18 protein-coding genes and 1 pseudogene are annotated in these 24091 nt (G+C 61.6%); 4 read left to right on the top strand and 15 right to left on the bottom strand.

Annotation, left to right across the window (positions count from 1 at the left end; all coding sequences use genetic code 11):
* Positions 1 to 98: 98 nt before the first annotated feature.
* From iolD to IFT99_RS20640, 5 genes are all read right to left on the bottom strand, one after another.
* Positions 99 to 2030, bottom strand: a complete 1932-nt coding sequence (gene iolD / locus IFT99_RS20660; protein WP_192134765.1) for a 3D-(3,5/4)-trihydroxycyclohexane-1,2-dione acylhydrolase (decyclizing) — start codon at positions 2028 to 2030, stop codon at positions 99 to 101.
* Positions 2031 to 2253: 223 nt separating this feature from the next.
* Positions 2254 to 3753 carry a CoA-acylating methylmalonate-semialdehyde dehydrogenase gene (locus IFT99_RS20655; RefSeq protein WP_192134763.1) on the bottom strand — a complete coding sequence of 500 codons (1500 nt, stop codon included), beginning with the start codon at positions 3751 to 3753 and terminating at the stop codon, positions 2254 to 2256.
* Between the two features lie 22 nt (positions 3754 to 3775).
* Positions 3776 to 4585: a 5-deoxy-glucuronate isomerase gene (gene iolB, locus IFT99_RS20650; protein WP_065986211.1), complete on the bottom strand. Its 810-nt coding sequence runs from the start codon at positions 4583 to 4585 to the stop codon at positions 3776 to 3778.
* A 2-nt stretch (positions 4586 to 4587) separates the two neighbouring features.
* Positions 4588 to 5541 carry a myo-inosose-2 dehydratase gene (gene iolE, locus IFT99_RS20645; RefSeq protein ID WP_244657038.1) on the bottom strand — a complete coding sequence of 318 codons (954 nt, stop codon included), beginning with the start codon at positions 5539 to 5541 and terminating at the stop codon, positions 4588 to 4590.
* Between the two features lie 60 nt (positions 5542 to 5601).
* A complete protein-coding gene (locus tag IFT99_RS20640) occupies positions 5602 to 7539 on the bottom strand; it encodes a bifunctional 5-dehydro-2-deoxygluconokinase/5-dehydro-2-deoxyphosphogluconate aldolase (protein WP_192134760.1) in 1938 nt (645 codons plus the stop codon).
* 246 nt (positions 7540 to 7785) lie between these two features.
* Between IFT99_RS20640 and IFT99_RS20635 the strand changes: the two genes are divergently transcribed.
* From IFT99_RS20635 to IFT99_RS26955, 3 genes and pseudogenes are all read left to right on the top strand, one after another.
* Positions 7786 to 8712 (top strand): MurR/RpiR family transcriptional regulator, encoded by a 927-nt coding sequence (locus IFT99_RS20635; protein WP_192134758.1) that lies wholly within the window; start codon positions 7786 to 7788, stop codon positions 8710 to 8712.
* 168 nt (positions 8713 to 8880) lie between these two features.
* Positions 8881 to 9657: pseudogene (locus IFT99_RS26960) on the top strand (PAS domain-containing protein); the annotation flags it as partial.
* Complete coding sequence (locus tag IFT99_RS26955; RefSeq protein ID WP_446731149.1) at positions 9643 to 10194, top strand: methyl-accepting chemotaxis protein; 552 nt, start codon at positions 9643 to 9645, stop codon at positions 10192 to 10194. The pseudogene IFT99_RS26960 and the gene IFT99_RS26955, both read left to right, overlap by 15 nt.
* A 463-nt stretch (positions 10195 to 10657) precedes the next feature.
* On the opposite strand, the gene IFT99_RS20625 is transcribed toward IFT99_RS26955, so the two are convergent.
* The 10 genes from IFT99_RS20625 to IFT99_RS20580 form a co-directional block, all read right to left on the bottom strand.
* Positions 10658 to 11659, bottom strand: coding sequence for a lysylphosphatidylglycerol synthase domain-containing protein (locus tag IFT99_RS20625; RefSeq protein WP_192134755.1), 1002 nt, complete (start codon positions 11657 to 11659; stop codon positions 10658 to 10660).
* Complete coding sequence (gene clsB, locus IFT99_RS20620; protein ID WP_244657037.1) at positions 11656 to 12888, bottom strand: cardiolipin synthase ClsB; 1233 nt, start codon at positions 12886 to 12888, stop codon at positions 11656 to 11658. Before clsB ends, IFT99_RS20625 begins: the two co-directional genes overlap by 4 nt.
* Before the next feature lie 23 nt (positions 12889 to 12911).
* Positions 12912 to 13706, bottom strand: coding sequence for an endonuclease/exonuclease/phosphatase family protein (locus IFT99_RS20615; RefSeq protein ID WP_410934646.1), 795 nt, complete (start codon positions 13704 to 13706; stop codon positions 12912 to 12914).
* Positions 13703 to 14620, bottom strand: a complete 918-nt coding sequence (locus IFT99_RS20610) for a DUF72 domain-containing protein (protein WP_192134753.1) — start codon at positions 14618 to 14620, stop codon at positions 13703 to 13705. Before IFT99_RS20610 ends, IFT99_RS20615 begins: the two co-directional genes overlap by 4 nt.
* A 142-nt stretch (positions 14621 to 14762) precedes the next feature.
* Positions 14763 to 15398, bottom strand: coding sequence for a CGNR zinc finger domain-containing protein (locus IFT99_RS20605; RefSeq protein WP_192134751.1), 636 nt, complete (start codon positions 15396 to 15398; stop codon positions 14763 to 14765).
* A gap of 113 nt (positions 15399 to 15511) precedes the next feature.
* Positions 15512 to 18931: a PAS domain S-box protein gene (locus tag IFT99_RS20600; protein WP_446731148.1), complete on the bottom strand. Its 3420-nt coding sequence runs from the start codon at positions 18929 to 18931 to the stop codon at positions 15512 to 15514.
* A 270-nt stretch (positions 18932 to 19201) separates the two neighbouring features.
* A complete protein-coding gene (glsB, locus tag IFT99_RS20595) occupies positions 19202 to 20110 on the bottom strand; it encodes a glutaminase B (protein WP_065986527.1) in 909 nt (302 codons plus the stop codon).
* 193 nt (positions 20111 to 20303) lie between these two features.
* Positions 20304 to 20801, bottom strand: a complete 498-nt coding sequence (locus IFT99_RS20590; protein WP_192134746.1) for an HIT family protein — start codon at positions 20799 to 20801, stop codon at positions 20304 to 20306.
* 72 nt (positions 20802 to 20873) lie between these two features.
* Positions 20874 to 21689 (bottom strand): class D beta-lactamase, encoded by an 816-nt coding sequence (gene blaOXA / locus IFT99_RS20585; protein WP_192134745.1) that lies wholly within the window; start codon positions 21687 to 21689, stop codon positions 20874 to 20876.
* A 305-nt stretch (positions 21690 to 21994) separates the two neighbouring features.
* Positions 21995 to 22792, bottom strand: a complete 798-nt coding sequence (locus IFT99_RS20580) for a metallophosphoesterase (protein WP_192134743.1) — start codon at positions 22790 to 22792, stop codon at positions 21995 to 21997.
* Positions 22793 to 23034: 242 nt separating this feature from the next.
* Here IFT99_RS20580 and IFT99_RS20575 point away from each other — a divergent pair, with 242 nt between their 5' ends.
* Positions 23035 to 24027, top strand: coding sequence for an AraC family transcriptional regulator (locus tag IFT99_RS20575; protein WP_192134741.1), 993 nt, complete (start codon positions 23035 to 23037; stop codon positions 24025 to 24027).
* Positions 24028 to 24091 lie beyond the last annotated feature (64 nt).

Genomic DNA, 24091 nt, shown 5'->3' with positions numbered 1-24091 from the left:
AGGAGTGAGCTTGCTCGCGATAGCGTTGCGTCCGGTACATATCTGTATCTGACACACCGTCATCGCGAGCAAGCTCACTCCTACAAAGGTCGCATGCATCAATACTGGCGGGCCTTGGCCAACGCCGCTTTTTGCCGCTCGTACGCCTCGGCCGTTGTTCCCGTGGTCGACACCTGCGCCACGCCCACGCGCCACCACGACAGGTAGCCGTGGATCATGGTTTTCGGCAGCACCTTGATGTCGATCAGCGTCGAAACGGTCTGCAGGCGCGCATCGGCCAGTGCCGCTTCCAGCTCTTGGGCGTTGCTGACCTTGTAGGTCTTGCAGCCATAAGCCGCAGCATTCATGGCGAAATCCACCGGCACGAAGTCGCCATCCAGCTGACCGGTCTCGGGATTGCGGTAGCGGAATTCCGTACCAAAACTGCCCATGCCGTTGCCCATCTGCAAATTGTTGATGCAACCGAAGGCCATGTTGTCGAGCAGTATCACGTTGATCTTGCGCCGTTCCTGAATCGAGGTGGCGAGTTCCGAGTGCAGCATCATGTAGGAACCGTCGCCCACCAGCGCGTACACCTCACGCTCCGGCGCCGCCATCTTCACGCCCAACGCGGCGTTGACCTCATAGCCCATGCAGGAATAGCCGTACTCGACGTGATAGCTGTCGACACTGGTGCTGCGCCACGCCCGCTGCAAATCGCCGGGCAGACTGCCGGCCGCCGCGACGATGACCGCGTCTGAGGGCAATTGCTGGTTGAGCACGCCCAATACCCGGCTCTGGGTCAGGCACGAACCGGTCATTTCGATGAAATCGCGCAGCACCTGCGGGTCGAGATGGCCGCTGACTTCCGGCTCGAAAGCCTCGGTCTGGTATTTCACGGCGTACAGCCGATCCACTTCCGCATCCAGAGCAGCCCTCGCCTCGCGCGGCTGATTGCCCCACTGCGCGCGGTAGTCCCCCAACTGATCCGACAGGGAGCGAAGCGCCAGGCGCGCATCGGCCAGCACCTGCACGCCATCAAGCTTCTGCACGTCGAATGCACCGACGTTGAGGTTGAGAAATTGCACGTCGGGGTTCTGGAACAGGGATTTGGAGCCGGTGGTGAAATCGCTGTAACGGGTGCCGACGCCGATGATCAGGTCCGCCTCCCGGGCCAGGGTATTCGCCGCCAGGGTGCCGGTCTCGCCGATGCCGCCCATGTTCAGTGGATGGGCGGAGATGATGGCGCTCTTGCCTGCCTGGGTTTCGCTGAACGGGATGCCGAAGCGCTCGGCGAACGCCTGCAACTCGGCGGCCGCACCGGAATAACGCACGCCGCCTCCACAGATCAGCAGCGGCTTGCGTTTGCCTTTGAGCAGCGTCAAAGCATCGTTGAGCATCGCTTCGGTGGGCGGACGGCGGTCGATGCGGTGCACGCGCTTTTGCAGGAATGAATCGGGGTAGTCGTAGGCTTCGGCCTGAACATCCTGGGGCAGTGCCAGGGTGACGGCGCCGGTTTCGGCAGGGTCCGTGAGCACGCGCATGGCGTTGAGGGCCGCGCTCATCAGTTGCTCGGGGCGGTTGATGCGGTCCCAGTATTTGCTCACGGCCTTGAAGGCGTCGTTGGTGCTGATGCTGAGGTCGTGGAACTGTTCGATCTGTTGCAGCACCGGATCGGGCTGGCGACTGGCGTAGACATCGCCGGGCAGCAACAACAGCGGAATGCGGTTGGCCGACGCGGTGGCCGCGGCAGTGATCATGTTGGCGGCGCCGGGGCCGACCGACGAGCTACAGGCGTAGACCTTGCGCCGCAGGTGCTGCTTGGCAAAACCCATGGCGGCGTGGCACATGCCTTGTTCGTTGCGGCCTTGGTGGACGATGAGCTCGCCGCTGTCCTGCTCCAGCGCCTGGCCCAGGCCCAGCACGTTGCCGTGACCGAAAATGGTGAACACCCCGGCGACGAACTTGCTCTGCACGCCGTCGACTTCGACGTACTGGTTATCGAGAAACTTCACCAGGGCCTGGGCCATGGTCAATCGAGTCGTGGTCATGCTTGCACCTTGTTGTTATTGGCGGTGATGAAAGCCCTGGGAATGGTTAGCGGACTTGGCTGACTGGGCTGAATATTCAGACTCAGCGATGATCCCTGTGGGAGTGAGCTTGCTCACGAAGGGGCCGGTCCGTCTGGCACATCCCCAGTAGCCATACAGCCGCCTTCGCGAGCAAGCTCGCTCCCACATTGACCGCGTTCAGCAAACGATTAACGTTGTTCCCCTACTTCGCCGTCGGCATGCTGAATTCCGCGCCCTTGGCGATGCTGTCCGGCCAGCGCTGCATGACGCTCTTGTAGCGGCTGTAGAACCGCAGGCCTTCTTCGCCGTAGGCATGGTGATCGCCGAACAGCGAGCGCTTCCAGCCGCCGAACGAATGCCAGGCCATCGGCACCGGGATCGGCACGTTGATGCCCACCATGCCGACCTTGATGTTGCGCGCAAAGGCCCGGGCAATGCCGCCGTCGCTGGTGAAGCACGACACGCCGTTGCCGAATTCGTGGGCGTTGATCAGCTCCACCGCCGAGGCAAAATCAGGCACGTGGACGATGCCCAGCACCGGTCCGAATATTTCCTCCTTATAGATAGTCATCTCCGGCGTCACCTCATCGAACAGCGTGGCGCCGACGAAGAAGCCCTGTTCCGCCCCCGGCACGGTGAAGTTGCGCCCGTCGACAATCAGCTTCGCCCCCTCTTGAAGGCCCTGGGCGATGTAGCCCTCGACCTTGGCCTTGTGCACCGCGGTGACCAGCGGGCCCATGTCCGAGTCGGCGTTCATGCCGTTGCCGACCTTGAGGGCATCGATGCGCGGCAGCAGCTTGTCGATGAGTTTCTGCCCCACGTCGCCCACCACCACGGCGATGGAAATCGCCATGCAGCGCTCGCCCGCCGAACCGTAAGCCGCGCCGATCAATGCGTCGGCCGCCTGATCCAGGTCGGCATCGGGCATGACGATCATGTGGTTTTTCGCACCGCCGAGGGCCTGCACGCGCTTGCCGTGGGCCGTGCCCTGCTGATGAATGTATTCGGCGATGGGCGTGGAGCCGACAAAGGAAATCGCCTCGATGCCCTTGTGCTGCAACAGCGCGTCCACGGCCACTTTGTCGCCCTGCACCACGTTGAACACGCCATCCGGCAGGCCCGCCTGTTTCAACAGTTGCGCCATCAGCAGACTCGCCGACGGGTCGCGTTCGGACGGCTTGAGGATGAAGCAGTTGCCGGTGACCAGCGCCATGGGGATCATCCACAGCGGCACCATCACCGGGAAATTGAACGGCGTGACGCCGGCGCAAACCCCCAGCGGCTGACGCAGGTTCCAGTTGTCGATGCCGCCACCGATGTTGTCGCTGTAGTCGCTCTTCAACAGGCTCGGCGCGCCGCAGGCGAACTCGACGATTTCAATGCCGCGCACCACCTCGCCCTTGGCATCGGAAAACACCTTGCCGTGCTCGCGGCAGATGATGGCCGCCAGCTCGTCATGGTGCTGGTCGAGCAATTCCTTGAACTTGAACATGACCCGCGCACGGCGCAGGGACGACTGGTCCGCCCAGGCGGGAAACGCCGCCTGGGCAGCGGCGACGGCTTCATCGACGGTCTTCAGTTCCGCCAGCGCGACCCGGGCCTGCACGGCGCCGGTGGCCGGATTGAACACATCGCTGAAACGCTCGGCGCTGTCGTGAATCTGGCCGTTGATGTAGTGGCCGATGATCGGGGCAGTGCTCATTGAGGGGCTCCTTCCAATAGATTTACAAATCGAGCAGCCAGCTATGCTGCGGATCGTTATGAAATTGCCAGGCGCGTTTGGGGCCGGCCATCACGTTCAGGTAATAGGATTCGTAGCCGTACGGCACGGTGACCGGGTGATACCCCTTGGGCACCGTGACCAGGTCGTTGTTCTCCACGGCCATGGCCTGATCGATGCTGCGATCGTCGGTGTACACGCGCTGGAACACATAGCCCTGGGGCGGGTTGACCTGATGGTAATAGGTTTCTTCGAGAAAGCTCTGGTGCGGTAAATCATCTGTGTCGTGCTTGTGCGGCGGGTAGCTGGACGAGTGGCCCGAGGGCGTGCGCACCTCCACCACCAGCAACGAATGCGCGGGCTCGGAATCAGGGAGAATGTCGCAGACGTAACGGGTGTTGGCCGCCCGGCCGCGCACGCTGCGTTTCATCGTGTCGGGTGTGATGACTCGCGCCGGCAGGTCTTTGGACGCATCGCCGGGCGCCGCGCACACGGCAATCTGCACCGCGCTCAACGCCGTGACTTCGGCCTGGCTGCCCGGCGGCAGATACACCGCAAAGGGAGATTTGTCCTCGAACACGGACTGCCGATCACCTAGGTTTTCCCAGTTGAAACCGCCCTGCCCCGGCGCCTCGCCGCTGACGCTGATGCGACCGCTGAGCAGCACCAGGCAGATTTCCTTGTCGCCCGCACTCACCGGCAGACGTTCGCCGACGCTCAATCGATGGGCGGAGAAGCCGACGTACGTCAGCACGCCGTCGGCCAGCGCGACCACATCGCGCCCTTCGGCCTTGCTCTTGACCAAGAGATTCATGTTCACAGGCTCCTGTGTTCAGGCGGTTGTTGGGGCGTGCGGTGTTGTCGAGCGGAGTGAATGACCTGCGCGGCGGCCAGCAACGCGCGCAGGGTCTCGTAGCCTTTCTTTGCATAGGCATAGCTCGGCGCGACGGCCGGGTCCTGTTCCGCTTCGACCACCAGCCAGCCTTGGTAACCGGCCTGCATCAACACATCCAGCAGCGCGGCGAAATCGATGTCGCCATCGCCGGGCACGGTGAAGGTGCCGTTGACGATGCAGTCCGGAAAGCTCCACAAATGGTTGCGCGCCAGTTGCACCACTGGCTTGCGCACGTCCTTGAAGTGAACGTGACAGACGCGGTCGATGTGCTTGCTCAGCACTTGAAGCGGTTCGCCGCCGCCCATGTAGCAGTGACCGGAATCGAACAGCAGGCCGACTTCATCGCCCGTCAGCGCCATCAGCGTGTCGATGTCCTCCGGCGATTCCACGTAGGCACCCATGTGGTGGTGATAGGCCAGGCGCACGCCCTGGGACAGGGTAAACCGGGCCAGCTCGGTGAGCTTGTCGGCGTAGGCCTGCCAGGCGCTGGGGCTGTGGAAACGTGGTCGCTCGACCAATCGAATGCGCTGACCCTGAATCGAATCGGCCACTTCGCCGTACACCAGCACCGTGGCGCCATTGTGCTTGAGCAGCTCGACGTGGCTGGCGATGGCGTCGATTTCCTCAGCCGCCGAGCGGCTGGCGAGCCGACCGGAATACCAGCCCGACACCAGCGCCAGGTCATAGGGGCGCAACACATCGGCCACGCCTTGGGCATCCTTGGGGAATTTGCCGTTGAGCTCGAAGCCTTCGTAGCCGATTTCCTTGCCCTCACTCAGCGCGGTGCTCAGGGGCGTTTCGCCGCCGAGGGCCGGGAGGTCGTCGTTGCTCCAGGAAATCGGGTTGATGCCAATTCGGATTGCAGAAGCGGGCATGGCTGCACCTTTATTGTTGTTATCTCGTTCAACTGAAAACACAGGCCTGGCGTGCTGACGTCAGGCCCGGGCGTCGCGCCAGGATTCGATGAGGAAACCGAAATTGCTCTGCACCCGCGTGATCAGGCCCGCGTCGTCGATTTCGCCTTCCAGCCAGGCTCGGCTGGGCTCATGAAAAATCGTCCGGCCGACGGCAAAACCGCGGCAGGTGGTGCTTTTCGCCGCCTGACGAAAGCCGACCGCCAGGGTTTCGGCGGGCGCGTTCAGCCCCAGCAACACCACGCCCCGGCAGTACGGATCGCGCTCGTGGATCAGCGCGTCGAGCTGCTCCCAGACCTCGGCGGGCTGCGACTCGATTTTCCACCAGGCCGGGTAAATGCCCAGGTTGTAGAGGCGCTTGAGGGAACGGTAGATAACGTCTGGATGGGTCGAAGGATGATCCTTGGGCGGAATAACCTCCAGCAGCAGTTCGTGACCACTGGCCAGTGCCGCCTGATACAGCCCCAGCAGTTGTGCTTCCTGTTCCAGGCGCAGCATCGGCTCGTCGTCCGGGTGGTATTGCACCAGGCACTTGATGATCTGTTCCTGAGGCCAGCTTTGCAGCGTGCTGCCCACCGAACGCCCGTGCTCGAACGCCAACGGGCGTGAACCCTGGACTTCCACCGGGCGAGCCACCCACCAGCCGCGCCCGCTGGCGGCATTCAGTGAATCCTGACCGAAGCGCTGATCCGCCAGCACGCCGACATCGGCAGCGATGCCGCGCGTGTGCAACTCGGCTTCGACCCGCGCGACCGCTTGCACGAACAACTGCTTGAGCTGGCCGATACAGGCCGGATCGCGCCCGGCCTTTTGCGCCAGCTCCACCAGTTGCCCGCGGTGATCGAAGGCGAAGATGAACAACGGCTGCCATTCGCGACGGGGCACGCTGACCCGGTGCAGGCGCTGCAGCACCGCGTCCTGATCGGGTCGGGTAATCGGCACCGGGCTGTTGAACAGGTATTCCAGTTCGACCAGCGTCGGCATGGCCGGCGCGCACGCATGCCGCGACACCACCAGACCGCCGCAGGCATTCGCCAACTGGCAGCAGCGCTCATCGCTCTCGTCGTTGAGCCAACCCTTGAGAAAGCCGGACATAAACGCATCGCCCGCGCCCAGCACATTCAGCACTTCGACGCGCACGCCGGGGTAGATCGCGCCGTCTTCCAGCTTTGCCGGAATCGCACCGTGAATCACCGTGCAGCCTTGGGGCCCAAGCTTCACCACCAGGGTCGCGGCACTGAGTTCGCGGACCCGACGCAGGGCGCTGAGCAAATCGGTCGTGCCACCGGCGATGAGGAATTCTTCTTCGGTGCCGACGATCAGGTCGAAGCGCGGCAGGATGCGCTGCACGTGCTGGCTGACGGTGTCGTTGGCGACAAAGCGCGTCTCGCCGTCAGCCTTGCCGGCCAGGCCCCAGAGCACCGGGCGGTAATCGATGTCGAGGACGCGTTTGACGTGGTGTTTTTCGGCGTAGTCCAGCGCCTGACTGCTGGCGCGGAACACCTGATCGGTGGAGAAATGCGTGCCGGTGATCAACAGCGCCTTGCTGGAGGCGATCTGCGCTTCGTCGATGTCTTCCGGTTGCAGCGCCATGTCGGCGCAGTTCTCGCGGTAGAACACCAGCGGAAAGGTTTCGCGGTCCTTGATGCCGAGCAGGACCATGGCGGTCAGGCGTTCGGCGTCGACCTTGACGCCGCTGACGTCGCAGCCTTCCCGCGCCAGGGACTCCACCAGAAAACGGCCCATGTGGTCGTCGCCAACGCGGGTCAGCATGGCGGATTTCACACCCAACCGTGCGGTGCCAAACGCGATGTTGGCGGAGGAGCCGCCGAGGTATTTGGCGAAACTGCTGACGTCCTCCAGGCGCGCGCCGATCTGCTGCGCGTAGAGATCGACACCCAGGCGCCCGAGACAAATCACGTCCAGCTGACGCCCAGTGGCAAAACGAGTCTGGCCCATGCCGGCCCCTCTTCTTTTATTGTTATGGATATGAGTGCTGATGCCCTTGCCTGCGAAACCGATGCTTGCAAGCGAGTTCGTGGATGCAGACTAGAACGGCGCCGGGCCTTGATCAATGAATTTTTCTAAATTATTTTCAGGTGGAATATTTATTCCACTTTGCATTGCGGGTCACAGCCTGCAAAACTGGCCGCCTGTCTTCCCGGACAATCCGCCACGCCACCACCCGCCAAAGGATTTGCACGTATGTCCAGCCTCGATCAGCCAGGCGCGCCCGATAACGGAGCCGACGGCGAAACGCCCGTCACCGCCGCGCCGGAGACCGCCGATGCCCTGCTCAAGCTGATCACGGCCGAATACGAGAGCCTGCCGCGCCAGCTCAAACGCATCGCCAGCTACATGAGCCAGCAGAGCGACCGGATCATGGTCGACCGCATCAGCGACATCGCCCGGGAATGCGAGGTGCATCCTTCGGCCATTGTGCGGTTCTCCCAGCGCTTCGGCTTCAGCGGGTTCAGCGAAATGCAAGCGCTGTTTCGCGAGGCCTACACCCACAAAACCACCCCGGTGCAGAACTACCAGCAACGTATTCGCAGCATGATCGCCAACAAATCGCAGAAGGCCAGCGCCGGCGACCTGGCCCGCGAATGCGTGAACGCCACACTGTCGGGGCTGGAGCGGCTGGCGCTGGAACTGGACGACGAAGCGTTCGAGAAAGCCGTGGGCCTGGTGGTCAACGCCGACAACATCTACGTGGTCGGGGTACGACGCTCCTTCGCCGTTGCCGACTATCTGGTCTACAACCTGCAGCACACCAATAAGCGCATCCACCTGATTTCCGGCCTCGGCGGCAGTTACCGCGAGCAGATGCGCAGCGTGCGCGCCAATGACCTGGTAATCGCCATCAGCTTCACGCCCTACGGCAAGGAAACCCAGCACTGTCTGCGCATCGCCCAGCATCATCAGGCCAAGACGTTGATCATTACTGACAGCAATCTGTCGCCCCTGGCCAAGCGCGCCAACGCCGTGCTGCTGGTCAACGAAGGCAGCTCGTTCGCGTTTCGTTCGCTCAGCGCTACGTTGTGTTTGTGTCAGGCACTGTTCATTGCCGTGGCCTATCGACTGGAGCTGAAGGTGGACGAGATCTCCGAGCAGGCCGGTTTCGACGATTAACTGGCAGCCTTGTACAAACCCGACGAGCTGTATAACTTCGGTATAGCTTTTTAACATCACCTGCGTAATTATCCGCTGCACTGCACAGGGAACACGCATCTGAGCTGACTCTCGCTCGCACGGTCATGGACCTGGACCCTCGCCTCTCCACCTGCGTGAGCCGCCATCATGTTTTTCGACTCGTCCAAGAATAAAATCATCCAGGACCTGCAGCTGACCGTCGCCCATCAGGCCAGTCTGCTGGAAGCGATCAATCGCTCGATGGCCAGCATCGAGTTCGATCTGAACGGTGTGGTGCTCAAGGCGAACGACAACTTCTTCAACACCATGCGCTACCGGCCCGAGCAGGTCATCGGTAAAGAGCACCGCATTTTCTGCACCCCGGAACACGCGCGCAGCCCTGAGTACGCTCAGTTGTGGTCACGTTTGCGCAGCGGCGAGTTTGTGACCGCGACGTTCCAGCGTGTCGCCGGCGACGGCAGCACGGTGTGGCTGGAGGCCAGTTACAACCCGGTCAGGGATTCGGACGGCAAGGTCATCCGGGTGGTCAAGTACGCCATGGACGTGACCGCCAAGCTTCAGGCCGAGAGCGAAACCCACAACAAGTTGCAGGCCATCGACCGCGCCATGGCGGTGATTGAGTTCGACCTGGACGGCACGATCATCGCGGCCAACGATAACCTCCTGCGTTTGTTGGGCTACAGCCGGCAGGAGTTGTTGGGCAAAAGCCACAAGATGCTCTGCCCGCCTGAGTTCAGCAACAGCGCCGATTATCAGGACTTCTGGCGTCGGTTGAACAAGGGTGAGTTTTTCAGCGATCAGTTCAAGCGCGTCGGCAAGCAGGGCCGAACGCTCTGGCTGGAGGCGTCCTATAACCCGGTGTATGACGCCAGCGGCAAGCTGTGGAAGGTGGTGAAGTTTGCGTCGGATGTGACCGCGCGTATTCAGAAGCACGAGGAGGATTCCCAGAGTGCTGCGCAGGCCTATCACATTTCGGTGCAGACGCAGAAATACGCTGAGCAAGGCACGCAGGTGATTCAGCAGGCGGCCAGTGAGATGCGTCAGATTTCGCAGAATATCGATGATTCGTCGCGGATCATCGGTCAGTTGGGTGAGCGCTCGGAGCAGATTACGGCGATCGTGAATACGATTCGCAGTATTGCGGATCAGACGAATCTGTTGGCGTTGAATGCGGCGATCGAGGCGGCTCGGGCCGGCGATCAGGGCCGTGGCTTTGCGGTGGTGGCCGATGAGGTTCGGCAACTGGCGGGTCGTACGAGTCGGTCGACGCAGGAGATTTCGGAGATGATTCAGGTGATTCAGACTGAGACGCGTCAGGCGATTGTGAGTATGGACAATACGCGGAGTACGGCGGTGAAGGGGGTGGATCTGGCGGATCAGGCGGGGGCGGCGATTGTGCAGATCAGTTCGGGGACGAATGATGCGGTGGATGCCGTCAGGATGTTCGCTGGGCGGGATTGATCTTTGAGATCAAGATCAAGATCAAGATCAAGATCAAGATCTAGGGGGTCTGCCTGGGGGCAGACTGTTTCGCCTTCGGCGAGTTACTTGGAAAAGCACCCCAAGTAACCAAGGGTGCTTGCTCTCGGTTGGGCCCCTCGTTCCTCGGGGTTCCTTCACTCCGGTCTCGCTCCGTGGGCCCGCGCCGAACGGACATCCATGTCCTGACGGCGCTCTCGCCGCATCCATGCGGCTCGGCCCACTCCGCGAGACCTGCGTTCAGCCTGCACCCAAGTCGCGATTGGCGGTGACTGGACCATCTGTGTATGAAGATCAAAAGCAAAAGCTTCCCGGCTGAAGCCGGTCCTACAGTCAGAGCCGATGTTTGAGGGGGACTGATTTATTTACAACGCTTCACCGTAAATTAATCTGTCCCCGACCTGCAATCTGTCCCCGACCTGCCCCAGATAGTCGATCTCCTCTCCTACAACTGCCCTTCGTTCTTGCTGCGCATGGCCTTGGCCCGTTTCTCCAAAACCACATACACCACCAGCGCAATCATCAGCGGGATGAGGAAGTAGATCACCCGATAGCCAATCAGCGCGGCCAGCAGTTGGCCTTTGCTGAATTGGTGTTGCATCAGTGTGATGAACACTGTCTCAAGCACGCCAAGTCCCGCAGGGATGTGGGCGATGACGCCGGCGATGCTGCTGATGAGCAGGATCCCGAGCACCGCCGGGTAGAAGGCTTTTTCCGGCAGCAGCACGTAGATCAGTAGCGCCATCAGTCCCCAGTTCAGCGCGCCCAGCAGGGCTTGGCGCAGTGCCTGGTTCAGCGAGGGCAGGACAAACTGTTGCTTGCGGACGGTCCAGGTGCGCTTTTTCGAGAAGTGGCAGGCCAAAAAATACGCCAGGCAAACGGCCAGCAAGACAAAGCCGATCAGTTGCAGCGTGGTGTCGCCAATCTTCCAGCCTTCGGGCAGGTCGACGAAGTCCCCGGCGAACACGAAACCGGCCAGGAGCATGTAGCCCAGCCAGTTGGTGATCAGGCTCAGGCTGAGGATGCGGGTGATGGTCGGCACGTCCAGGCCCAGGCGCGAATACAGGCGATAGCGAAGCGCAATGCCGCCAACCCAGGAACTCAGGTTGAGGTTGAAGGCGTAGCAAACGAAGGTCACGGGGATGATCTGCTTGACCGCCAATTTGTGTTCGGTGTAGCGCCGGGCCAGGACGTCGAAGCAGCAATACGTCAGGTAACTGCCTGCCGCGATAACGAAGCCCAGCGCCAGAGTGCTGAGCTTGTAGGACTCCAGCGCGTGCATCACCTCGTTCCAGTCGAGGTTTTTCATCAGGGTGAACAGCAGCACCGGCACCGCGATGAAGAAGAACAGCGTGAAGGCGCGCTTGGCCCACGTCAGCCACGGACGATTCTTGCCCGCGTCGGCCGGTTTCTGCTCGTGGGTGGAAGCTTGGGAGACGCCGGTCATAGGGATTTCTCCTGATCGGCCGGCAGCTCGTTTTTGAGCGCGGCGGCTTCCGGCAGGGTTTCAGGCGCGCGCAGGGGTTTCAGGCGTGGACCGTGCACCGGGAACAGGCCGGCAATGGCCGGGAAGTGCCGAAGGAAGTGGAAGCTGAGGAAGATCATCGGTGCACGCCACCACTGCCCTTTCGCCAGGCCCTTGAGGTTGACCTGTTTGCTGTGGGCCACGGCGAGGTCGCGCAGGTGTTCGTGCAAGCGCTGGTTCAAGGCATGGTCGCGGATGAACAGGTTGGCTTCCAGGTTCAGCGCGAGGCTCAGCGGGTCGAGGTTGCTCGAGCCCACCGTTGACCACTCGTGGTCGATCAACGCGACCTTGCCGTGCAGCGCCCGCTGTTTGTATTCGTGGATGATCACCCCTTCGCGCAGCAGCCAGGTGTAGGTCAGACGCGAGCACACGCGCACAAATGGCATGTCCGGCTGGCCCTGGAGGATCAGCGTGACTTTCACCCCGCGTCGGGCCGCATTGCGCAGTTCACGCAGGAACCGGTAGCTGGGAAAGAAGTAGGCGTTGGCGATGGTGATGCGCTGAGTCGCGTTGCGCATCGCCAGCAGGTATTGCTCTTCAATGTCGGTGGTGTGATTACGGTTGTCGCGTTCGGCGAGAAGCATGCGCGCGCTGCCGGCCTGACGCGTCACCGGCTTGAGCGGCTTGAAAGTCTTGCGCACCGCGGGGCCGAGCATGCCCAGCGTCGAGCGATAAATGTCGGCGACAATCGGCCCGCGCACCAGAACCGCGTAGTCCTGCTTGGCGGTGATGCCGGTGTCGGCCATGTGGTCGACGCTGTAGTTGATCCCGCCCATGAACGACGTTTCGCCGTCGATCACCACCACTTTGCGGTGCAGGCGCCGGAACAGGTTGGTGCGCATGCCCATAAGCTTGGGGCGCGGGTCGAACAGCTGAATCTGCACGCCGGCCTCGATCATCTTGCTGACGAACGCCGTGCTCAGGTCGCTGGTGCCGTAGTCGTCCACCGTGATAATCACGCGAACGCCACGGCTGGCCGCTTCGATCACGGCCTGCTGCAAACCCTCGCCGACGCGGTCTTCGAAGATGATGAAGGTCTCGATCAGCACCTCTTCGCGCGCCGCACGAATGGCGTCGAACACCCGGGCGAAAAAGTCTTCGCCATTGATCAACAACTCCACCGAGTTGCCGTCCCGCCAAAGGCCACACATGGCGCCCATCGCTCTCATACCCCTCATAGCGTTACCTCCACCGCCAACGGCGCATGATCGGAAAGGTGCGACCAGGGACGATTGGACATCACCCTGGGCGACCGGATGTGCGCGTTGCGCACGTAAATACGGTCCAGGCGCAACAACGGAAAGCGCGCCGGAAAACTCTTCGCCGGCGCCCCAAATGATTCAACAAAGACCTCGCGCAGCCCGGCAGGATTCAACACGCCATCGGCCTTCTGCCGCCAATCGTTAAAATCCCCCGCCACAATCACTGGCGCATCGGACGGCAACCGACCCACCAGATCAGCGAGCAATTTCAGCTGCTGCTGGCGATGAACCTCTTTCAGGCCCAGGTGCACGCACACCGCATGCAGCTCGCCGAAATGCGGAACGTCCAGCACGCAATGGAGCAGGCCGCGCTCTTCGGTGCCGTGGATGGAAATGTCGAGGTTTTCGTGGCGAATAATCGGGTACTTGGACAGCAGCGCATTACCGTGGTGACCATGGGGGTACACGGCATTGCGGCCGTAGGCGAAATCCTTCCACATGCTGTCGGCGAGGAATTCGTACTGCGACGTGGTCGGCCAGTTTTTCACGTTCTGCGCGTGGTCCTGATGCTCGCCGTGGACTTCCTGCAGGAACACGATATCGGCGGACACCGTACGCACCGCGTCGCGCAGCTCCGGCAGGATGAAGCGTTTATTGAGGAAACCGAAGCCCATGTGCATGTTCATGGTCAGCACATTAAGCGTGACCGACGTCGACGCGCTTTGTCGTCGGCCGTGGAGTTCTTCGGGGATCAGGGCACTGGTCACAACGTGGCTCCATGCAAATCGCCTGGCGCAACTTCCAGGTTTTCAGTGAGATTGAAACGCTCAAGCAACCGGCGCGCGTCGTAGGGCGCGCGGACCTTGATGTCGTTATCGAAGTAGCAATAGACGTCGCGGGATTTCCGCGCCCGGGGCGCTTTGTCCACGATGAGTTGAGCATCCTTGGGCTGCGCGCCCCGCTGCCACGCGTCGATGCGGTCGCCCCAGTGCTTGATCGCCTCGTCGGAATAGCCGCTGGCATAGAGTTCCTTGTCGCCATGCAGTCGCACGTAGACGAAGTCGGTGGCGAGGTCTTCGACGTGGGGCCACTTGCCGGCGGTGTCCGCGACCACCAGCGCGACCTTGTACTTGCGCAGCAGCGCCACAAAGGCCGGCACCTTAAAGCTTTCATGGCGGATTTCAACGGCGTGCCGCAGCTTCAGGCGGGGCGGAATGTCCAGATAACCCGGCTGCTGCAACCGCTCGGCGCACTTGCTGGCGCAGGCCCTGGCGGCTTTACCGTCGTGGGGCAGCAGTTTCAGAAAATGCTCGAAGCGCTCGGCGTCGAATGTGAAATTGGGCGCAAACTGCCAGAGGATCGGGCCCAGCTTTTCCTTGAGCTGGAAAATACCGGAGGCGAAGAAATTGGCGACGGGCTCGTCGATCTCTTTGAGGCGGCGGACATGGGTGATATAGCGCGGGCCCTTGACGCTGAAGACGAAGCCTTTCGGCGCCTCGTCGTACCAGCGCGCGTACAGGTCGGGAGACTGCAGCGAATAGAACGAGCCATTGATTTCGATGCTGTTCACGGCTCTGGAGGCGAATTTCAACTCGTTTTTCTGTGTCAGGCCGACGGGATAGAAATCCCCGCGCCACGGCGTGTAACGCCAGCCTGAAATGCCGATACGAATGTCGCCCATGCCTGTGCTCTCTCATGTCCCGCCACGGCACCTGCCCCGACGCTTGTGAACTAGAGATAAGAAGCTTGAGAACGTGGCAGGTTCCCTGGCTTTTTGCCGGTGTTAGGGCGCAGATTGCCGCAGGCTGCACCCACGCCAGTGCTCATGACTCGGCCGTGGCCCTTTTGATCTTTTCCCGCGCGCCGCAAATATTCATCTGGCACCAGCGGCGGCGGCCGTTTTTCGACGTATCGAGAAACAGCCAGTCGCAATCCGGCGTGGCGCAGGCCTTGAGACGCGTCAGATCACTGGTGGTCAGCAGCGCCGCTGCCTGCACCGCGAGACGACCGATGAAACCGGCCGTCATCGAGCCAAGATCGTCGCCCACACGCCAGCGCCAGATCACGCCCGCAGGCGTCAGCACCAGTAAACGCTGGCCAGCGGTGTCCACCAGTGCCTGATTCAACGCATCCAGGCTGGACGTGCCAGGCCCGTGGTCCAGCGCCATGGGCAGCAGCAACCGATACAACGCTTCGCGGAAATCGATTAACTGTCCAAATGCCGTCATCGTGTGCCAGGACGAATCCTGTACCAGCGCGACGAAGTGCTGATGCTCCTGATCGTCGATCAGCCCGGCGTGGTGAAACCAGTGGACGATGTCCTCCAGATTGCCCAGCTTGTCGACGACCTCCCGCAACCCCGTGCCCGGCCGACGGCCGTCACAGGTATTGAGGTAATCCAGCACCGCAGGCCCGCCGACGAGACGGATGGCGTTGATCTTCAGCTGTCCGATAGACATTGCCTGCCCTCAGTTTGAAGCGATGAGGGAATGATGGCAGAGAAGTGAGGGAGTGCTGAAGTTTCGGACGGTCGTGGGATGCGTGTTGATACCCCTGAGACCCGCCAGACGCCTCAGGCCGCCCCTCCCAACTGAGCAAGACTCGCCGCCAGTTCGCTTTTGCGGAACGGTTTGGTCAGGCGCGGCAAATCAGGGTCGAGCCCTTCATGTTCGGCATACCCCGAGACCAGCAGGATCGCCGTCCCGGGCCGGGCGTTTCGGACGCGTCTGGCCAGGTCGGTGCCACTGATGCCCGGCATGAGGTGGTCGGTGACGATCAGATCGACAGGCTGCCCGGTGCCCAACAACTGCAAGGCTTCTTCACCGGACGAGGCTTCGATCACGCGATAACCCAGATCGGCCAGCATGTACGCCGTACTGGCGCGCACCAGGTCTTCATCGTCGACCAGCAGCGCGATCCCGCGCATGGAGCGCCGGTCCGGGGCCTCGTCGATACGCAACGACGCCGCCGGCACGGTCATGCTGCGCGGCAGCCACAGCTCCACGTTCGTCCCGAGCCCCGGCGAGCTCTGGATCGTCAGCGCGCCGTTGAGCTGGGACGCCAGCCCATGCACCATCGACAGCCCAAGCCCCGTGCCTTTACCGACGCCCTTGGTGGAAAAGAACGGTTCCACCGCCCGGGCGAGCGTGGACGCATCCATGCCAATGCCGGTGTCCGCAACGGACAGACAGAGGTAGTCGCCGGTCGGCAGCCTGGAACGGTGGCCGGTGGACACCCATTCGGCACTCGCCGAGATCCTCATCGTGCCGCCTTCGAGCATGGCGTCCCGCGCGTTCACGGAAAGATTCAGAAGCGCCATCTCGAGCTGATTCGGGTCCGCGATGGCGGCAGGCAGATCAGGCGGGGCATCGACGACGACCCGGATTTGCGGCCCGGTGGTGCTGGCGACGAGATCGCCCATGCCGTTCACCAGTTTCGCCACGTCGACCGACACCGGCTGCAGCGGCTGACGGCGCGCAAAAGCCAACAACCGCTGCACGAGTGTCCTGGCGCGATCGGCCGATTGCACGGCGCCGGAGATCAACCGCTGCTCACGTTCGCCGCCTACGCCTTTGCGCTGGAGCATGTCGAGGGCGCCGACGATCGGGGTGAGCAGGTTGTTGAAGTCATGGGCGACGCCGCCGGTCAGCTGACCCATGGCCTCCATCTTCTGACTCTGGCGCAACGCCTCCTGGACTTCTTCGCGCTCGGCGATGGCTTTGGCAATCCGCACTTCCAGCGTGGCATTGAGTTCGCGCAGCCCCTCCTCGGCATCCTTGCGGGCCGTCACTTCAACCACCGTGCCGGTGACGCGCAGGCAGCGTCCGGCGGCGTCGAACACGCCCCGCCCCTTGGCGGCCACCCAGCGAATCACACCATCGTCTCTGCCGACGGTGCGGTAGTCCACGTCATACAGCGCGCGGCGTTCGGGGTCGCTGGCCGCCGTAAAGGCTTCGATCGTCGCGTCCCGGTCCTCCGGATGCAAGCCGTCATAAAAGTCTTGAATCGTGACCCGCACATCAGCCGGGATGCCGAACATTGCTTTGGTTCTGGGCGGCCAGATCAACGCGTCGTGGACGATATCCACGTCCCAGAAACCGATATCGGCGTGTTCGACGGCAAGGCGCAGGCGCTCTTCGCTCTCGCGCATCCGCATCTCGGCGCCCACACGCTCGACATGCGCCCAGCAGCGTTCGACTACTTCCCTGACCAGCAGGACTTCAGCGGGCAACCAGTCGCGAGGCTGATCTTGATGAACCGCCATCATGGCCGTCAGCCGGCCATTCTTGACCAGCGGGCAGCAGATGATCGCGTCGATGCCAATCCCGCGGAAGGTCTCCAGGCCTTCGCCGGGACCGAGTTCTGCAACGGCGTCGCGCACGATCAGGGTTCGGCCTTCGCGCATGTCAGCCGCCGTCCGCGGGCCGAAAAGATCGAGGCTGTAGGCGCCGACCGAGCTCTGAATGCCAGCCGCGTTGTAGTCGCTGCGAATCCAGAAGCGGTCATGGTCGATGTCGACATCTGCGTAGGCGCAGCGCGACACGTTGAGCCTGCGCCCGAGCAACTCGGTCGCCGCGAGCATCGCGTCTTCGGCCCGGCGGATGTTGAAAAGGCGGTTGTCGAGCTCATCAAAAAAGCTCAGACGCGCCGCGCTCTCTTGCAGCGCCGCTTCCGCCTGATGCTCGGCCGTGCGGTCGCGGAAGATTTTCACGAAGCCGCCCTGATCCGTTGCCAGCGGCATCATCAAACCCGAGCCCCAGAAGCGCGCGCCGTGTTTATCGACGTGCCAACGTTCGTTGACGGCGCGCCCCTGCTCCATGGAGAGTTCGAGCTCGGCTTGAAAGACCCGTTCGATCTGGTCCGAATCGGTGTAGAAGAGATCACCGTCGCGGCCCATGACTTCCTCGGCGCAGTAACCGACGATGCGCTGGGCGCCGATGTTCCAACCGGTGACGGCCCCCCGCCCATCGAAGGTGATGATCGCGAAGTCCTCGGCGCCTTCGACTATCTGGCGGTAGCGCACCTCGCTGCTGCGAATGGCGGCCTCAGCGCGCGCACGGTGCACGACCAGTCCCACCGTTTTGACCACGAAATCGCCGATCTCGATATCCGCCGTCAAGGGCTCGCGCCGCTCGGTGTGATACATGGCAAAAGTGCCGAGCATGGCGCCCTGCGCCGAACGGATCGGAATCGCCCCACAAACGTGTAACCCGTGTCCGACGGCAAGCGCCCTGAATTGGGCCCAGTGAGGGTCGTCCACGATGTCGGACACCGCCGTCCGCGAGTTCGGAACCGTCGCGGTTGTGCTGGAGCCTGAACCTGCGCCGACACTGATGTGTGCGGCAGCCTCGATAAATGCAAGGGGAAGGCTGGGCCCGGCGCAATGCTGCAGCTGGCTGCCCTCCTCGTTCAGGAGCAGGATGCTGCCCAGGAAACGGGACGGCGACAGCGCCTCCACCTCGCGGACGATCGCGTCCAGCGCGGCGTTCAGCGGTGTTTCTTCAACAGCCAGTTCAAGGATACGGTTCTGGGCGGCCCCGAGTGCAGCCGCGCGATTGCGGGCCTGGGTCAGGCGCGCATTCTCGATGGCGATGGTTGCCAGCCGCGCCAGACTTTCCAGGCGTTTGACCGTGTCGTCATCGTGACTGCGGACCTGCGACCAATAGGCGCCCAGCGCCGCGACCGGCACAGGCCGACCGATGGGTGCCATAACAAGGCTACGCACAAAGGTCGGCGCGTAGATGTCTTGCGAGATGCGTGGATCGAGCCGGACGTCACGGATCGCAATCGTCTCGCCGCGGTGCATGACCCACCCGGAAACACAGTGGTCAGCCGGAAAGGTCTGGCCCTGCCACAGCGCAGAGACCGCATCTTCGGCTATGTAAGAGCACCGTCCTTCGTCCTGAATCACCACCGCAATGCCATCCGCGCCGAGCGTGGCACGCGCCACGTCTCGCAGCACGGCGATGACTTCGTCCACGGATCCCGCCATGACGAGCCGTTCACTGGCATTCAGCACATGAGACAGGCGCTCATCGCCGCTGGGGTCGACTGGAACAGTAGTCACACGGATCTCCCGACATCGCCACGGCATCAACATCCCGCAGACTGGTTCGAACTGGACAGGGCCAAAGCGGCATTGTATCGGGTAACCCTTCGCCCTCGACACGGCTCGATTCGGCTTTCTCGGAAAAGCGACCAACGCGCCCGCCGGTCAAACTTTTTCAATGATCCACCGAACGTCAAACAACCACGACCCCTGTCAGAAAACAGACCAGCCAATCCGCGAACTCAGCAACTCCAACGCCGCCATGCCGGCGAGTGAATTCCCGGCAGCATTCAGTTCCGGCGACCACACGCACACGGTGAATTGGCCGGGCACGATCGCGACGATTCCGCCCCCTACCCCGCTCTTGCCCGGCAATCCCACGCGGTAGGCGAAATTGCCGGCTTCGTCATACAGCCCGCTGGTGGCCATGATCGAGTTCACTTGTTGGGTCTGGCGCGGCGTGAGGATCTGCTCACCGCTGTGTTTGCAGAACCCGTTGTTCGCCAGAAAGCAGAACGCCCGGGCGAGATCCAGGCAGCTCATCTTCAGCGCGCAGCAGCTGAAATAACTGCGCAGCACGGTTTCGACTTCGTTATGGAAGTTGCCGAATGACTGCATCAGGTAGGCCATGGCCGCGTTGCGTGCGCGGAATTGATATTCGGAATCCGCCACGCGGGCATCGATCAACACTTGGGGATTGCCCGACAGCCGCCGTACGAAATCGCGCATGGACAAGGTCGGGGCAGCGAACCGCGACTGGTTGATATCGCAGATCACCAAAGCCCCGGCATTGATAAAAGGGTTACGCGGGCGTCCGCGCTCGAACTCAAGCTGCACCAGCGAGTTGAACGGCTGACCCGACGGCTCATGGCCCAGGCGCTCCCAAATGGCTTCGCCAGAATGACCGATCGCCTGAACCAGGCTGAACACCTTGGAAATGCTCTGCACCGAGAACGGCTCCAGGGCATCGCCCGCGCAATAATAGGTGCCATCGTTGCCATAAACGGCAATGCCCAATTGCTGCGCCGGCACGTCGGCCAGCGCGGGAATGTAATCAGCCACCTTGCCCTGGCCGATCAAGGGACGCACTTCGTCGAGAATCTCGTTCAACAGCGTTTGCATGGAGGGTCCTGGCGTTGATCCCCTGACGGCAGCAGGGGTTAGGGTTCATGACGAATGCTGGAGGGGCGGGATCACACAATTGGGCAGGATTTTGGTTTTTTTGTGGCGGGTGGGTTGGCGCTTTCATGTTGGCAGCCGTTGGTTGACCGAGCGCTTTTGCGGGGCTGTCGTTTTTCGGAAATTGGCCCTGCCATCAGATACGAGTGTCGGGACTGAATGCATGCCGCAGCGCCGCGATGGCTTGATCGATGGACGGGCCTTCTATCGGCGGAGGATCAGGGCGCTCACAGAATTCTCGCCATACGAAGAGGGTCAGTTCCGCGCCGTCGGTTTGGTTGGAGCCGTCAGGTAGCGAGCCGAAGGTTTGCAGCGATCTGTAACGTTCGTCTTTCCAGAACAACGCCTCGACCCATGAGTAGATCGGGATGAAATGGAAGTGAATGGAATGGCCCGCGTCATGGCCGAAACGGCCGATGTAGAGGCGTTTGGGGAGCAGGTGGGTTTCGATGGCTTGCTGGATTTGGGCCTGCAATACACCGAGCTCGGCCAGCGCTTCGTTGGGTAAGGTTGTCAGTGAATTGGTTAACTGCCTGGCGCTGAGCATCAGGTAGCCTGGGAGGTGGCTGTCCTTGCGGTGGTTGATCAGCCAGTGGGTGGTTTCGTGAATGACGAGATTAGGGGATATGTGCATGAGGCGGTCCTTTACGCTGATGACAGCTGAGTAACGGTCAAGACGGATGCCGCCCGGCCTGCTGGGCTTCCTTCATCGCTTCACCAGCGATCTGGCCAGCTCGGGCCACTCATCCAGTATCGCATCACGAACTCGCAGTCCTGCGGGCATCGGCTGCGCGTGGTCATCTTGAGCTAGACGGGCGAAAACCAGGGATTGTTCGCCCTTCGTTGCCCAACCGACGAACCATCCGTATCCATGAGCCTCATCGCTTGTGCCGCCTCCCATCCGAGGAAATGCTGTGCCTGTTTTACCGTGAACGTCCCAACAGTCTGGCCGCAAGGCGATTTGCGAAATCCGACTCGTCATATCGAACGCATGGGGGCTCACGGGTAGTTGACGGTTCACCAGCCTGTTCAGAAAAGTGATCTGTTCGCGAGGAGAGATTTTCAACGAGGAGCTGATCCAGGCACGATCAAGGCCGTTGTTTTTCCCCGGATCACCCGTCAGGTCGGTATTTCCGTAATCGAATGACTCGGCATATCGCTTGACCTTAGCCTCTCCAAGCGCATGCGTAACGCGTTGAGAGAACCACACCACGGAGTATTGAAACCACCGCGCTGCATCGGTCGGCTCCAGCCATGCAGCTCCGCCCCAGTCAGGATCACCGGGACGGTACGGCAAAGTAGGAGAATGCTCGTTTTGCAGAAAAGCTGTGTCAAAGCCCATCAGGCTAATGGCGATCTTGAACGTTGAGGCGGGGGTGACTCGACTTCGGCAATCACCCTCTTCCAGCAGGACCTCACCGTTTTTAGCATCGGCGACAATGGTGCAAATAGTCCCGGCAAGTGCTGCCGAGACATTGAACCCCAGAATCAGTAAACCTAACGCAACGCGGCGCACGAACATGCATCCTATTCCTTTAGACGGTGATGCAGGAGTCTCTCCCGCGTGGGGAATACGACTCCGCAGTTCGAGCAGACTCTCTCCGAGCCGCTTATCCAATATCAGCTTCTCTCAGGCCTGTTCGACGGTTCGCTCACAGCTGACCGGATCAAGTGCAAGGTAAGCGAAATTCCCTACTCTGCGCATCAAAATCGAATCCAAGGCATTTGGTTGCACAGACGACTCCTTTGGGGGCGGCAGCAACCCTTCACCCGCACTTAACCGATGCCGGGACTCACCCCTCTTCAGGTCCCGCCCCACTCCTGCGGTCATGCAAACGGCAGTGGCCCGCGGAATGTGCCGATTGGCACCCAGTGGGTAATCAGACCCGTATCCACCTTCCAGTGATGCAGGAGTAACGCCGGCGGCTCCACATACGACGCCTCTTCTGCCTCTGGATCCAGGGCCAACCCGATGGCCGTCGTTGTGCTGGGGGCAGTGCACAGGACTGTGCCGCCAAAACGTAATTGCATCGAGCGGTGAATGTGTCCGCACACCACACGTTCGATCGCCGGATAGCGCTGCACCACCTCGCGCAGTCGCTCCGAGTTCCGGCAGGCATACGTGTCGATATAGGGAATGCCACTGAGGAACGGTGGCTGGTGCAGCATGATCAGAGTCGGACGCGCCGGCTCCTGGGCCAGTGCCGCATCGAGCCAGGCCCCAGCCGCCTCGGTCATGTCGCCGTGATGTTCCTGCGGTACGGTCACATCCACGCCAATGATCCGTACCGGCCCGAGGTCATCGGCGACGAAGTGCCACGGGCCTGCCGTCGAAGAGAGATACGGCAGAGAAAAGGCAGAACCCATTAATGTTCGGTCATCATGATTGCCAGGAATCATCAGCAACGGCGGCTCGATCCCGGCCAGCAATGTACGCGCCATTGCGTACTCTTGCGGTAGCCCCTCATCCACCAGGTCGCCGGTGATGATCACGACATCGGGTCGCGGCACGAGCCTGTTCAGGTGTGCAATGGCCTGCTCGCACATCGTGTTCGAATCAACCAGCCCCTGATAAAGCATGCCTTGCGGCCTGATATGCAGATCGGAAAGGTGGGCAATCAGCACGGGACATTCTCCCTAGAGGAAGCAGTGATCGATGTCGGGTGAAGGTAGCATGTCTGAGCTGCGATGGACGGCGTCAGCGTCCATGCGGCATGGCAGAGCGCCGAGATCTTGGAGGCCGGAACGGGCGATTGGTTGTTGAACCGGCCCAGGCTCGAACAGCCAGTCGCCGAAGCAAAAATAACCAGGCGGGATTCCGGCACATAACTTGCCCTTTTTGTATTCCTCGCTTGGCTGGAAGTCCCATGTTGCACTCCCATCTCACCACCCTCAATGCTGTCTCACTGGTCCTGAGCACGTTCAAGGCCCAAGGCTGGTCCGCCGAGGCGCTGCTGGCCGGCAGTGGCATATGCGCAGCGGACTTGAACCGTGCCGACACGCGCATCGCCACGCATCAGGAGATGCAGGTGTGCGCCAACGCCGTGGCTCTGCAGCGCGATATCGGCCTGATCGTGGGGCGGCGTATGCATGTCTCATCCTACGGCATGCTGGGCTATGCCCTGCTTACCAGTGCCACTTTCGGTGACGCGCTACGTCTGGCTCTGCGTTATCCCGCGCTGCTGGGAACACTGTTCGAGCTGAGTCTGGAGGAAGACGGCGAACGGATCTGGTTCACTGCGGGCGATTACCGCGAGAATCCGGCACTGACCGCCTTCAATGTCGAGCTGTGCCTGGGGTCGCTAAAGGTCATTTGCGACGACCTGCTCGGCCACTCACTGCCCTTGCTGGGCGCTCGCTTTGAGCACGATGCGCCGGACTATAAGACTCGCTACGCCGAATGTTTCGACTGTCCGTTGCAATTCCAGTCCACCGTCAATGCATTTGCTTTTGATATACGCTGGCTCGACCAGCCTTTACCGCTGGCTGATGCGGTGACACACCAGGCCATGACCGAGCGCTGCCGAAAACAGAACACTGAATTCACCGGGCGCGAGGCCTGGCTGGGGCGAATCCGGCTATTGCTGGCTGCACAACTGCATGCCGCACCTGGGCTGGACGGGCTGGCCCGACAGATGAACTGCTCGGCGCGCACCTTGCGTCGACACTTGCACGACCTGGGCTGCAGCTATCAGGAACTGCTCGACGAACTTCGTTTCGAACGCGCCAAGCAAATGCTGGCCGAAGACCGGTGGCCCATCTACCGGATCGCCGAGACTCTGGGCTTCAGCGAGACCGCAAGTTTTCGGCACGCCTTTGTGCGCTGGAGTGGCGTGGCGCCGAGCCAATTTCGCGCATGACGCCTCATTGAGGGGCGAATTACGGACAGAGAATCTGGCCATATTTATCCCCTTTTGGCCGCAC

This window comes from Pseudomonas sp. CFBP 8772, from assembly GCF_014841665.1.
In the GTDB taxonomy this organism is placed as follows: domain Bacteria; phylum Pseudomonadota; class Gammaproteobacteria; order Pseudomonadales; family Pseudomonadaceae; genus Aquipseudomonas; species Aquipseudomonas graminis_B.
This window is presented reverse-complemented; position numbering and strand designations above follow the sequence as displayed.